Raw genomic sequence first — 13,666 nt, forward strand, 5'->3', positions numbered from 1 at the left:
TTTAGATTTTAGGTAAGATGAGGAAGGTTCAAAACCTACCTTCTCGCTTTGGTACAGTTTGGTTTAATCTTGGATCAATAAAGAATAAAGAGGCTCACCTTTGGCATTACGCCCTTAATAAATAAGGCATAGACTAGCCATACATAAAGCATGGATACTACATGGTTGGAGTATTCCAAAATGCTTGCAACTACCTAACTACACCGACTACTGCTACTACTTGGCTACTACTGTTTCTACTACACTCAACTATCTGATTATTAGTTATGTGCTCTTATTTGTAGTAGAGTAGTAAGTAAAAAAGGATAATCTCTAATAGGGACTATTAAGACTCGCTAATGCACAGTAATACAGTCAGTTGCATTTTAGTCAACTGATTAGACTCAAATGAAATGTGCGGTAGTAAATGGTAGTAGAAGAGGAGGGTGATTAACTACAGTATGCTTAGCTCAATACTAATCTTCGTGGCGAAGACCGTGTTGATACTGGCTATCATTGCCATTGAGGTGCTCAATGACTGGGTGGACATATCGAGGTTGTCCATGTATTCTCTTTGATACCTTGTGAATGAATCCTAGCTTCTCCATGGCCATATTCAACTTTCTGATTGAAAGCTTCATGTTGGAATAAGCATTCATTTTGGTTAGGATCTCTGATGGCATTAAGAAGGTGGCTTGGGGATTATCAGCTGTACAGGGTTCAAACAAGCGTATGAGCCAGTCCTCCTCAGGGGAGTTCTGCCTGAACAGGTTATTGACTGAATTCAATACGCGCATTTCTTCCTGCTGAAACCAAAATGGAAAGCCCTGGTCCAACAAGTGCAATGCCTGTGACCAGACTTTGACCATGTCAATATTATGATCAAAATGGACAGTGTTTACTTTGAAGACAAGGTATCTGCGATTTTCGGTATCCGATAAGAACTGAGTATTATTGACGCTTCCCATGAAGCTGCAGACGCGATCTCTTTTGCGACTGAACTTATGCCAGGTCTTTCTATTAGTTACAAAAGGAGCAGTGATGATGGCCTTCATGCTATTGAAGTCCTTCCCGAAAATGGTTTCTAGCTGATCATCTATGTTCACAAACCATTTTTCAGCCAAATAGTTGGCAGTGGTGTTGTCGGTTAAGGATGGATTGATATGGGAGCAAATCAGAAAGTCTTCTAGCCCTTTTGGACATAATCGATTCAGCCAAGTGGTTTTTCCTACACCTTGGCCACCGGCTAGTATCAAACATAATTGATTGGTTCCTCTGCCTAGTACCGTAGCTACACTTCCCACCAACCATTTTTGTAAATAGGGCTTCCAGAGGTCTTTTAAATGGATGTTCTCGATAGTGGCTTCATCAATTTCAACACTTTCTGCCAGCTTCTGGATATAATCAATCCCGTCATGTGCTGGCAAACCCTTGAAGTAGGATTTCAATGGATGATGATTTCGTACTAGGTGTGAGTTGAGTATTTTGATTAGGACAGAATCCGATATTTTGAAACCGTCTACCTGTAGGTCTATCCATATAGAGTTGATTCGAGCTTCATCCAGTAGTTTGAATTTGTCATCCTCTACCTTTCGATACTCTACCTCTAGTGTCAAGTCATTTCTTCGAAACTCATATTTGAGATCAAGGTAGTCCTTTACCTCCAGTATGTGGTGCTTCTTTTTCTCACCATCATTTTTCTGAATGTCTTTGTGTTCAAGCATATGCTTTAGATTCTATACCGAATTGGCGATTCCACTTAGAAAATGCTTTCTTATTCAGGATAGCCCATAAGGTTTCGCGCTCGTGTTGAGGAAGTCCATTGATTAACTCGATGAAAGAGGAGGGGAGTTGTACCTCGCCATTCCGATGATGATAGACCGCTTCAGAGATCAGGTATGATTTACCTTTTGCCATCCAAACACGGAAATCCATGATGCCATGAATAATACAAATCGCCTCAAAGCTTTCTTTAACACTGACAAGCCTATTGTACTTCTGAGAGTTTTTGATTGACAAGTCAAGAGTCAGTTGATCATAAGCTTCGAGAGAATTCAAAACCTCATGTTGGTAGTCTATCAATGCCTTAATGATGTTACTCTGGATGCTAAGAAATTGGACACTGACTTTGCCCTGATCAGCTAGGTACTGCAGGTTGTCCTGGAGCTTCCTTACTGCTATTTCAAAGCGTTCGTTGGCTTGGTTAAACTTGCTCATTTGACATCCAGATATGGTGGGTAACCGAGGCATTCATATATTTTACTCACCTGTTTTGGCGTGTAAAGAAGCCCTTCTCTTTTGCCGATGATTGAGTGGTGAGGGTTGAGCCATTTCTTCATGATCTTATTGCTCACATCGTAAGCATTGGCCAATTCAGATAGGCTCATAGGGGTTGCAATTATGTTTTCCATTTTCTAGCTTTTTTGGTAAGATTAGTGATTGATTGAGAGTGTTCGAGCCACTTAGTTTCATTCCCACACATCGAGATTGAAACCGTTGTGAAAGGGACAAATTCTTAATGAATCGGTAAACTGAGTCATTCAATTAGGAGGATTGTTATTGCATCGATTCATATCACTATGAATACATTCAGACCGATTGTAAACTCTTGGAGTAGAGTATTCAATGAGGGTCAAATCATTTATCCAGTTGTAAGTGTGTTGCACTAACGATTTGAGACTGACTCTTTACACGACCTTCTTCTATCCAGGCTAGGAGTTCAGACTTTTTGAAATATACTTTCTTGCCTCGTTTGTAGAATGGGATCTCATTCTTACTGGTTCGACCATAGAGAGTGGCGACAGCATCGCCAAGGTATCGAGCTGCTTCGCGGACATTGAGTAGTCGCTCTTCATCTTCTTCTGGCGCAGGCACTTTGTTTTCTTTGACTATGACTAGTAAGCCTTCGATCCTATCGAGGCGCTCATACAATTCTTGAAAGGGATTGTCCATTGCAAACGTGTTTTAGTTTAATGTGAAGTGACTATTTCTATAGGCCACATTGAATTCACGATAAACTTTCAACCTCCACGCTTCGCTATTGTTGGAGTTGATAAGTTTATGTTCATTTCTGTTTGCAATATTTGGAAGTCGGTTTTTATGTGTTCCTAGTTTGGGAAGGTTTGGGATCGAAAGGGGATGAAGTGGATTGAGAAGGTAGGATATGTAAATATTGTTACTATCGAATGATATTTCATGCAATCATGTTTGTTTATCGATATAATGACTGATAAATCATGCGTTATGTCTTATTTAATCTGATATGATAACGATTATGAATATTATTCGTAATATTGTATGAATAATCATACGTTGTATATGTAAATAGTTATTAATGACTGATAAATCATACATTGATTGGCATCAAATGAGTGATAAGGCATTGGGTGAGGTAATTGGTAATTTTATAAATCACCACAGACTTCAACAGAACCTTTCACAAGAAGAAGTTTCATCACGTGCTTCAATTAGTCGCTCTACACTGAGTCTGCTAGAAAAAGGTGAAAAAGTAAATGTAGGAACATTGATTCAAGTGTTAAGGGTACTCAATCTTTTGTACGTATTTGATATGTTCAAAGTAGAGCAACAGATTAGCCCAATAGCAGCATTGAAGGCAGCTAGTAAGCAACGACAGAAAGCCTCACCAAGCAAGAATATTGAACAAAAAAAGGATGATTTAGGATGGTAGAAATTGCCGAAGTGAAAATATGGAATGAAGTGGTTGGTGCGGTACAATGGATACCAGATCGCCAAATTGCCCTGTTTGAATATGATGCTAAGTTCATCGCTAAAGGATGGGATTTATCCCCCTTACTATTACCTATTGCTAACGGTGCAAGAACTTATAGTTTTCCAGAGCTATCAGGTAAAACAAAAGAAGAAAAAACAACCTTTAAAGGTTTGCCAGGAATGTTAGCAGATGCCCTTCCTGATAGGTATGGAAATCAGTTGATCAATCTATGGTTGGCACAAAGAGGTCGGCCTATAGATAGTATGAACCCAGTAGAGCAATTGTGTTTTATTGGAACTAGAGGAATGGGTGCATTGGAATTCAGTCCTGCCCACGATATTCAATCCAAATCAGTGGATAACTTGGAAATCAGTGGATTAATAGAAGTTGCTAAGAAAATGCTTTCGGCCAAGGATGAGTTTTTGACGAACCTAAGCAAGGATGAGGAACAGGCTATGAAGGATATCTTGAAGATCGGAACCTCGGCTGGAGGAGCAAGGCCAAAAGCGGTCATAGCTTACGATGAAAAAACAGGCGCAGTGAAGTCTGGTCAAAGCAAAGTGCCAAAAGGGTATGAGCATTGGCTATTGAAGTTGGATGGCGTAAGTGATGCACAGTTTGGAGCAGGGCAGGGATGGGGACGAGTAGAGTATGCATACTACTTAATGGCCCAGGCATGTGGTATTGAGATGTCTGATTGTAAATTGCTTGAAGAGGGTGGTCGAGCGCATTTTATGACCAAGAGGTTTGATAGAACAGGAAATGAAAAGCATCATGTCCAGACATTCTGCGGCATTCAGCATTTTGACTACAAGAACTTGTATAGCTACAGTTATGAACAGCTATTTCAAACGATGAGAGCACTCAGACTTAGCTATCCTGAAGCCGAGCAGATGTTTAGAAGAATGGTCTTCAATGTGTTGGCGACTAATTGTGATGACCATACCAAGAACTTTTCATTCAGACTCAAAAAGGATGAAAAGTGGACTTTGTCTCCAGCCTATGATGTCTGCTATTCTTTCGACCCGACGAATAGCTGGGTGAGTCAGCAGACATTGAGTGTCAATGGAAAGCATACTGGAATCACCAAAAAAGACTTCATGACCATTGCTGAAGCTAACAACATTAAGAAGGCAGAGAAAACGATTGATGAAATAGGTCGCATCATTAAAAACTGGCAGGACTTTGCCACAGAGGCAAAGGTAAATGATGAGCGGTTTAATCAGATAAAAACTAATCTTCATGATCTGGTTAATTAGTATTTTTGGGCAACAAGGTTGTTAGCTTCAGTTGTAATATCTACATGTGATGGCACGTATATAGACTGCCTTTTATCGGTTCCTAGAGATGGGGTTTTTGAATCAAAACACCCAAAATAATCTGAAAGTATAGCATTTTGGAACATCTTAAAAACAACCAAATCTGGAAAGTAACTAGGCCATGAGGTCATTTCATATATTATCTTGTACCTCGGCTAAAAATGCTCAAAAAAGCCCATTACGAATCAGAAACAAAGAAAAACAATCAAAAATAGTGTATGGTTTGTACTCTATTTGTACCTCGCAGTGTGTAAGTATCTGAAAATTAAGTTACTTCATTTTCTGTATCGGGAAGTAACTGCTCAAGATGCTCCACCAAGGTGGTCGATGAAGCAATGAGAAAAGCAACGGATAAAATTAAAATGGATTTGTAAACTCGTAGGACAAAAGACAATGGCAACAGATTACTGGAACAATGATGCAGAAGATACAGCGATTATTTTGCAATATGTTAAAGCGGTTGACAAAATTATGAGCGGAGGCGATACAGGTTGTTTTCCAATGAGATTCAGGATGTTACCTCGTGTTATTCTAGAGGAGAATGTGTATTCGATTGAAAGGAAAAAGTATCTATTAAAACAAATGAAACTTGTTTTAGATAGGGTGAAAGATACAAAAACAGGAAACGAGCTATTCATTGATCTTTACAATAGAACTGAACCTTATGAAGATATTTTTAGGTTTATCTATAAAGAAGTTGTTTTAAGTAACTCAATTTTATTGAGGGATAAACTTACCGAACATGGTTTTTTCAATCTTGAAAAGGTGAAAAGTATAAGTGAGGAAAAACAGGGTGATCTATTAAAAAAAATATATGAGGCAAAACTGCCATATCAAATAGCAATGATTAATTTTTTAGGTTTCATTGACCATTTGAATAAGGAATATTTCCCTGTTGCAAACAAACGAAATATTGAGATTGCCAAATGGCTCAACTCTGATAAAAATGGGGATTCAGTAAGAAAGAATATTACCTCATTAGTAAATAATAGCGGCGGTACGAATGATCGCTATACTGCCTATAAACACAAAGAACAAGTAGAAAAAGACTATAATTCAATCAAATAGGGACTATTGTTCCTAAATGCCCATAATTGCCCACAATATCTATGCAAAACACCACAATAAAGGTGAATAGCAATGATTGAAAATTTAGGTTTTGAAAGTTTACCCACAGCGGTAACACAGCTCACTAAGGAAGTAAGCGATCTCAAAAAGTTGATACTCGAAAGGAGTCAGGATCAACCCTCAAAAAAAAACGAACAGCTTCTAATTCTTCTGGAAGCAACAAGTGTCATATGTCATCCTTTGATTCACCGCAGTGAGTTTTCAAAGGTATGGGTAATAATGACGCAAAGTGAACATCCATGCCTGTCACCCAAATGGACAGCATGTGTCAAAGTGAAATATCCCCAAAAAGCTAAAGAGAAAGCAAAACCCAAACAGCCTACGGAAAATGCCTTTAAGTCTCTGTCGACTATAATTGAATGGATGAGGTTGCTAATTGGGATGGCTTTTAAGTTATTTGGAATTCTTTCCATTGTTTTAACCCTTCTCGCAGGGTTCATGACAAATGAGCGTGTTAACCCTTCTCGCAGGCTACAGGGAGGGCTAACCATGGTAGCAGTAAGCACCTATCTCAATTTTTCTCGAAACACAGAGGAAGCATTCAGTTTTTATAAGTCCATTTTTGGAGGGGAATTCTTCGGAGATGGTCCTATGCGGTTTGGAGATATTCCTCCACAAGAAGGGATGCTTCCAATGGCCGAAGAGGACAAGAATCTAATCATGGATATCGAACTGAAAATATTGGGCTGTCACAACCTCACGGGGACAGACGCTCCTGAGTCGAAGGGGTTTCAATTGAATTTTGGAAACAATGCCTATATCAACCTCCAACCGGATATCCGTGTAGAAACCAAGCGTTTGTTTGATGGGGTATCCAAAGGCGGCAAGTGACCCAAGAGCTTCAGGAGATGTTTTTAGGGACTACTACTATGGGAACTAGGTGGAGGAGGGCTAGTGTTGTAATCTTTGCCAAAGTATCTGCGGATCAGCAAGAACTTTGGCAAAGATGGTTTTCTCTAGTAGTCTGCGAGTAGCAGACCGATCACCGAATGAATCTGCGAAGGGTCTAGGATTTAGCGGATTGCTATCGGGTTGTCGGAAACAACGCATACCTTATGCATACTGCCAGCGGAATAGCCAAAGCCAACCAAGACAAAACATGCCAAATACCAGTCCCCATGAGGGCTGCAAGCAGTCCAAAAATAGTTAACACGGCAAGAATAATGGGATACTTCCAAACACGTACAAATACAGAATTCATAATTTTTAAATTGCGGGTTCTAATGTTTTTTCTTCTTCTAGCTCCTCAAGTCTCTTGATTTGGGTTGATTGTGCTTTTCTACGGACTACCCACAGATACAATCCACTGATCAGTACGACTATGGTGATGAGGTCAAAAACGGTCCAAATAATTTTCAATGGCAGTCCTCCATAATCCCCAAAATGTAGGGGTTGTGATATAAATATGGCATTGATATACCAGGGCATGGCGCGCATATCGGTCAACTCGCCAGTTTTTGCATCGATGAGGGCGGGTTTGACGAGCCTTTCGGTCAATGGTGTCTGACCTTTGACAAATACAGCATAATGATGCTTGCTTGTAAATACCGTTCCAGGAAATGCAACAATGGATGTCGACATGCCGGGAGCAGCAGCTAACGCTACGTCGACAGCTGCATCCAAGGAACTATATGCTCCTGTCAGTGGTTCTGCGTCTTTGTAGGGGGCGATCATCTCAGCCAGTTGCCCTTGCTGCCACATACCCAGTACGATGTCTGAGGTGGTATTGATCACTCCAGTGAGGCCTACGACCAGCGCCCATGCGACGGTGACCACCCCTAGGACGTTGTGCAGATCCAGCCATTTGATTCGGGGAGACTTCTCTGTTCTGACCATGCCAAAGTCATACTTTTTCATAATAGGACTGTACAGCATCAATCCCGAAACAATGGCGATAACAAAGAGCAGCCCCATAAAACCCAAAAACAATTTGCCCGGAATGCCTGCAAATAGATCGACATGAAGTTTGAACATGATGTACATGAAACCTTCGTTGAACTTGGGTTGAGCGAGTATTTGACCCGTTCTGTCGTCCATGGAAACCATGTTGGCATTGTCTGGGGGGGCACTTATCGAGTCCGCCATAAATACCGTTACTACATTAGGTAGATCACCACCTAAAAAAACGAATCGAACTACCTCGTCTGGGCGTGCTTCTTTGGCTTTCATGACGATGCTATCAAGCGCCATCTTGGGTGTATCTGCTGGCATGACAATCGCCTCTGGCTCTTCGCCCATCAAGTGTTCGATTTCTTCATGAAAGATCAGTGGCAAACCAGTAAGACAAAGTAACAGTAGAAACACCGTGCATATCAAGCTCGTCCACTTATGGATTTCGAACCACACCCTGACCGCTTTTTTGGAGATGCTCATAGTTTGTAAATTTTAATAGAGAAGGTTCTGGATCACGATCCAGAACCTTCCTTGATATTTTTTTGTCTAATAAATTAGTCTGCAAGCTTTACGAACCCCCACATGAATCCATCATGCGACAGGTTGAATTCCTGCGTAGCGCTGACACCATCACTATTGAGCGAATAGTAAGCGTCGATATTGTCAGCCACATTTCTCACCCAAAACAATAGTTTTCCATCCACTTCAGTGATACACTGTTCATTGCCATAGGCGTAATGATGCATCGGCATACCTGTAATCTTAGTCGCCTGTAGCGTGCTGATATCCACCACATAGTATTCGAAAATATCATCTTGAAGATTGGCAAAGTCACCAGACAAATCTTCACTGGCCAACTCAATGTATATCTTCCCGTTTTTGACAAGGCCAGTCGCAATAGAAGATTTGGATTGAGTACCTAAATCGGTTGCATTCAATCTCCAGTTAGCATCAAAATCAGTTTCGCCAGCTTTGATACGGATGATACTTGACGTTTCGAAAGCAACACCAATTCCTGTGCTGTAAAAGTACAACGCACCATCGTCACCCAATGTCCACATTTTGTTTCCAGAAGACCCCCATCCGATAGACTTCAATCCACCTTGTTCGTATTTGATGGTTTTGTCTAAGCTACCCGTAGCGATATCAATGACTGCAAATTCGATATAATCCACTACATCATCTCCAAATCCTTGACGAGCCGTAGTACCATAGGTGATTCCTGCATACAGTTTACCCTCTTTAGCCGCTAAGGTATGCTTACCGATCGCTTGATACTCTACCGTTTCATCTTTCAATGAAGTCAGGTCAATATCTCCTGTGCGCTGCATGGTAGAAGGGTCGAATGTTTGTATTTTCAAAGTGCTTCTATTTTCGTCCAGGTAGAAACCCGTTGATTCATCAACGACTAGAAACTGGCTAGCATTAGAGATGAATCCGTCCTCGGCTAGACTCCCATCGTCACCGACTACAAACTTTTGGAGTCCGGCATCTCCAGCAGGGTTTGCTCTGACGAAAATCCAGCTCCCAAATGATCTGAAACCAAAGGCAGTACTGGTCTGCAAAGATTGATTGGTGATTTCTTCCGTTTCGCCAGAAGGAAAATCGTTGTATGATGTGATGTATCCAGCTCCAAATTTTTCTTGTGCATTGAGAATGATGTATTTACCACCTTCGGTAGTAGAGCCATTGTCGTCCTCGCTACATGATGACAGTGACAGTGACAGTACCATCAATGCTATTCCGAGTTTTGAAAAGTATGTGTTCATATGAATTTATTGTTAAAGAAATTAATTTAAAATGTAAGTAAGCTTTAGGTGATAGCTTCGGCCGGCATTCTGAATCTTGAAATTGTCAAAGACTTGCGCATCAAACACGTTTTTCACTTGCAAGCCTACGGTCAGTGCGTCACCCATTGGATAGTAGGTGATACCAGCTGTGTGAAGATTTTGATTGGGAATAATGTTGGGCGCATCGAATTGAGCATCTCCCCATAGTCCAAGAAACCCATCAGGCTCTTTGTCTTTGGGTATGTAATCAAGGTAATATTGTCTCACGAAGGTGTAAAACCAGTAAGACTGAAATCGATCTTTCGTGCCAAACAGCTTGTTGAAATTGCAGTTCAAGCCTAGGTTAGCAAAGAAAAAGGGCGTATTCCTCAGTTTAGCTCCCTCTAATGCGGCATTGTCCGTATCAAAAACTCTGAAATCCTGATAGGTCATGTTGCCATTGATACTAAGCCATCGCTGTAGGTGGGCCGTGACATCTACTTCTACACCTAGACCTTTGACATTATCTACGTTTTCGTTTCGGTTAAACAGAAAGTTGTAAGGGACATTTAGAATCAAATCACGTGTAATTCGGTAAAATGAATTTAACTCCAGTGAGTATTTTGAGGTAGAAGACCGGTACCCCGCATTGATATTCATGCTTCTTTCGGGTTTCAGTGCTAGATTGGACACGTGTAGGTTTCCATCGCCAAATACCTCATCTTGCTCAGGAAGACGAGTGGCAGCCTCCGCTGATAGCCTCAAAAAAGAATCATCCGACAGGTTGAATTTAAGCGCCTCTGCTACACCCCATCTATTGTTCATGGCAGACTGTTCGGTTTCATTGCCGTAAAAATCGCCATCTACCCCTTCGACGTTGGATTGAAAATATTTGATAATCAAATTGTTGGTTAATCGGTCATGTATGAGCTTGGTTTCCAGTCCAGCAGATACCACCAGTTTGTTGTAGTAGGCAGGTACAGATAGCAAATCACGACCTGATGCCACTAATGTGAGACCAAGTGAATCCCGACCTACGCGCTTCGAGGATGTATATACGCCATTTACTTCTACCTTATGCTTGTCACTTAGTTCATAGCTCATATTGGTTCGGCTGGTGAAAAGGGAGAATTTTGTTTGAGCAGCAGATCCCTGAGTAGTTATTTCACCCTTTCGGGAATCACTTGGGATAAATTCCTGCAGCCAAGTGTAGGTGCCGCGTAGGGTGTCCACTTGCTCAACCGTGATGGTATTGGCCACTAAGAACTGGTCGACAGTCAGTCGGTCATTGAGTAAGCGCTTCTGATATCGGACTGTAGGTATCACAGAGTATTGGCGACTGGTGGACGCGCCAAACGGCTGATTCATCCTGGATCCATACTGGTTGTCTCGGTCAATCCAAAATCCAGACAGACTGATCCTCAATTCATCCGCCCAAGTCAAATTGGTCAGGCCACCATATACTTCCGTAAAGTATTGAGTGAAGTCATTGTGAAACAAATTGACTTTTTGATCTTGTATTGTCCCTAAATCCTGATTCACCACAGGTGCTGTCACTTCATAGTTATTGTCAGAGTGATTGAAGTACATATCCACACCTGCGAAATAATGCTTGTCCGTGTTTTGATAAAAAGCATTGAGTGATAAACGATGCGTGTTGAAGGAAGCGATTTCGTAGGAAACCTCAGCATAGCGTTTGAAAGACTTTCGGCTGACCATATTCAGTCCACCACCGAGTGCATCTGCCCCTAGATTGACGGGTAGTACACCCTTGTAGATTTCCATGCGTTCCAGCATATTGACAGGTACCAGCGAAAAATTGTATCCTGCCCCTAGATAATCCATCGGTATGCCGTCTTTGAAATATTTGATCGCCTTGCCCTGAAAGCCATTGAGCGAAAGACTAGCATTAGACCCTAGTCCTCCTGTTTGTTTCACACGTACCCCAGCCGAGCGATTCATTAGCTCGATCATCGTGGAGGGCTGGCTGGCATATACCTTGGTATCTATGACTACTGACTGGATAGGCTCCTCTCGCAGAAGGCTCGTTTCTGACTTGGCTTCAACAGTGACCTCATCCAGTTGAAAATCGCCACTTTCCATTGTCACATTCACTGGATTGCCCGGGACAACTACCTGCAGCAGGCGCGTATCATAGCCTACTCCCGAAATCATCAATTCGTATTCTCCTGCAGGGATGTCTGCAAGACTGAATTGACCTTTTTCATTGGTTGTGGTACCGTGGGAAAGACTTTGGATATAGACATTAAGAAACTCAAGTGCTGCTCCGTTGCTGTCCTTCACTTGACCACTGAGCGTATGCTGCGCGATCACTGGAAAGGAACAAGTAACTATGAATGCCACAAATAACGACTTGAAAGAAGAATATAGAATACTTTTGGTCATTGTTTAGAATGATTCTAAACGCGAAACTACATTATTTACAATGATTACAAATAAGCACTGAAAAATAATTTCAAAACTTAGTGATAATCTTATGGCGACCGGTGTCGGAGACATTGATTTTATATTCTTTGGTTTACAGTCATCCTCTCGAACACTATAAACAACGGATCACTTCGTATGTCTGAGGTAGAGATAGTAGATCACTTCATTATTCAAGATTCATTGTTCGACATTTGTTATTGTTTTTTTATTGGTCAGACTTGGAGTTAGAACTATGCACTTTAGTGCATCTCGCTTTAGCTTCTACCAACCTCAATAGGATACTAGTATTTAGTTTTTAGTCTCTAGATTAAAATTTGATACTTTTTTGTCTAGCGATCTAAGGTCTTGATTCGGAATGTAGAGAATTTCATTCTCCCCCTAAACCTATGGTGCTTTCAGCCCATAGTGGTTTATCAAAAAAAACACCCTCAAAAAAGTGCGTTTAGGGCCATTTGAGTGGGGTTTTTTGATCACGTGTGTTTGCGGCTTCAAAGACACGTGTTCGGTCGATCAATCACGTGTGTTCGGTCGATCAATCACGTGTGTTCGGACGGTCAAACACACGTGATTGGAGCGTCAAACACACGTGTTTGTTTTTAACTTTTATTAACGTCTCGTGTGGTGCTTTTGGATCGGAAATTGTTATAGAAATATTGTCTAATAGATACATCGAAAAGGCCATTCGGTACCCGCGCTTTTCACAGCCCATGCCCAGCCAAGTCGAGCACTACACTGTCGCGACCCAGCCAAGCAACACCCCTTTTGCAAGTACCCACTTAGCAAAGCTCCAGACAAGCATTGTCGGCTTTTGCCTAGGTCTCCCTCAGGGAAGGACTCTGTCCAAACTGCGCTAGGGTTAGTTAAGCGATTCTCAATTTTTTTTTAACATCTAAATAGTAAAGTTATGACTGTAAAGTTCAAAATAGTCCCCAAAGGCCATCCAGGAGTAGTTGGCGGGGGAGTCGTCAAGTATTATGCTGCCATCGATAGAGGTGACAAAGTAGATTTTCGTGATCTCTTGACAGAGATCGAAGAGTTGAATGTTGTACATCCCGGTGTTTTTATCGCCGTATTGGAAGCGTTTCTTCGTAAAGCAAACCATCATCTGATCAATGGTCGTGCAGTAGATTTGGGTCAGTTGGGTACGCTCTATCCTTCCATCAGCAGCTCGCCTGCCGATAGTGCGGATGAAGTTACGAGAAACAACATCCGTAGATTCAAGATCGTCTATCGTCCAAGCGCACTGCTACAACAGGGGCTGGACCATGTGAAATTTGAAAAATCGTCTAATGGAAAACATGAGGAACCCGCTGCATAAGCACCCGCAATACACCAATGACAAGAGACCATGAATGACACTTTGAAAGTGTAGGTTCATGGTCTTTTTTTATCCTCCTCAT

The 13,666-nt window shown here is 41.5% G+C and carries 12 protein-coding genes; 5 read left to right on the forward strand and 7 right to left on the reverse strand.

The features are described from left to right. Positions 1-455 precede the first annotated feature (455 nt). The 4 genes from BFP72_RS06060 to BFP72_RS06070 form a co-directional block, all read right to left on the reverse strand. Positions 456-1,703 (reverse strand): VapE domain-containing protein, encoded by a 1,248-nt coding sequence (locus BFP72_RS06060; protein WP_099598282.1) that lies wholly within the window; start codon positions 1,701-1,703, stop codon positions 456-458. Then, complete coding sequence (locus BFP72_RS06065) at positions 1,696-2,196, reverse strand: hypothetical protein (RefSeq protein ID WP_099598283.1); 501 nt, start codon at positions 2,194-2,196, stop codon at positions 1,696-1,698. Before BFP72_RS06065 ends, BFP72_RS06060 begins: the two co-directional genes overlap by 8 nt. Next, entirely contained in the window at positions 2,193-2,390 is a 198-nt protein-coding gene (locus tag BFP72_RS18960; protein WP_143519951.1) for a hypothetical protein, read from the reverse strand. Before BFP72_RS18960 ends, BFP72_RS06065 begins: the two co-directional genes overlap by 4 nt. Before the next feature lie 226 nt (positions 2,391-2,616). Further along, positions 2,617-2,931 carry a helix-turn-helix domain-containing protein gene (locus BFP72_RS06070; RefSeq protein WP_099598284.1) on the reverse strand — a complete coding sequence of 105 codons (315 nt, stop codon included), beginning with the start codon at positions 2,929-2,931 and terminating at the stop codon, positions 2,617-2,619. 382 nt (positions 2,932-3,313) lie between these two features. Between BFP72_RS06070 and BFP72_RS06075 the strand changes: the two genes are divergently transcribed. The 4 genes from BFP72_RS06075 (at position 3,314) to BFP72_RS06090 (ending at position 6,987) form a co-directional block, all read left to right on the forward strand. After that, positions 3,314-3,667 carry a helix-turn-helix domain-containing protein gene (locus tag BFP72_RS06075; protein ID WP_099598285.1) on the forward strand — a complete coding sequence of 118 codons (354 nt, stop codon included), beginning with the start codon at positions 3,314-3,316 and terminating at the stop codon, positions 3,665-3,667. Next, entirely contained in the window at positions 3,661-4,968 is a 1,308-nt protein-coding gene (locus BFP72_RS06080; RefSeq protein WP_099598286.1) for a type II toxin-antitoxin system HipA family toxin, read from the forward strand. Before BFP72_RS06075 ends, BFP72_RS06080 begins: the two co-directional genes overlap by 7 nt. Before the next feature lie 453 nt (positions 4,969-5,421). After that, positions 5,422-6,096 carry a hypothetical protein gene (locus tag BFP72_RS06085; protein ID WP_099598287.1) on the forward strand — a complete coding sequence of 225 codons (675 nt, stop codon included), beginning with the start codon at positions 5,422-5,424 and terminating at the stop codon, positions 6,094-6,096. Positions 6,097-6,645: 549 nt separating this feature from the next. Then, positions 6,646-6,987, forward strand: a complete 342-nt coding sequence (locus BFP72_RS06090; RefSeq protein ID WP_185123719.1) for a VOC family protein — start codon at positions 6,646-6,648, stop codon at positions 6,985-6,987. A 375-nt stretch (positions 6,988-7,362) separates the two neighbouring features. Here BFP72_RS06090 and BFP72_RS06095 read toward each other — a convergent pair whose 3' ends face one another. The 3 genes from BFP72_RS06095 to BFP72_RS06105 all read right to left on the reverse strand — a co-directional run bounded on the left by BFP72_RS06095 (position 7,363) and on the right by BFP72_RS06105 (position 12,182). After that, positions 7,363-8,529, reverse strand: a complete 1,167-nt coding sequence (locus BFP72_RS06095) for a PepSY domain-containing protein (RefSeq protein ID WP_099598288.1) — start codon at positions 8,527-8,529, stop codon at positions 7,363-7,365. A gap of 74 nt (positions 8,530-8,603) precedes the next feature. After that, complete coding sequence (locus BFP72_RS06100; protein WP_099598289.1) at positions 8,604-9,818, reverse strand: hypothetical protein; 1,215 nt, start codon at positions 9,816-9,818, stop codon at positions 8,604-8,606. 21 nt (positions 9,819-9,839) lie between these two features. Beyond that, on the reverse strand, positions 9,840-12,182 hold the full coding sequence (locus BFP72_RS06105) for a TonB-dependent receptor (protein WP_158233303.1): 2,343 nt from the start codon (positions 12,180-12,182) through the stop codon (positions 9,840-9,842). 988 nt (positions 12,183-13,170) lie between these two features. On the opposite strand from BFP72_RS06105, the gene BFP72_RS06110 reads away from it, so the two are divergent. Further along, on the forward strand, positions 13,171-13,584 hold the full coding sequence (locus tag BFP72_RS06110; RefSeq protein ID WP_073118457.1) for a hypothetical protein: 414 nt from the start codon (positions 13,171-13,173) through the stop codon (positions 13,582-13,584). Positions 13,585-13,666: the final 82 nt, after the last annotated feature.

Source organism: Reichenbachiella sp. 5M10 (assembly GCF_002742335.1).
In the GTDB taxonomy this organism is placed as follows: domain Bacteria; phylum Bacteroidota; class Bacteroidia; order Cytophagales; family Cyclobacteriaceae; genus Reichenbachiella.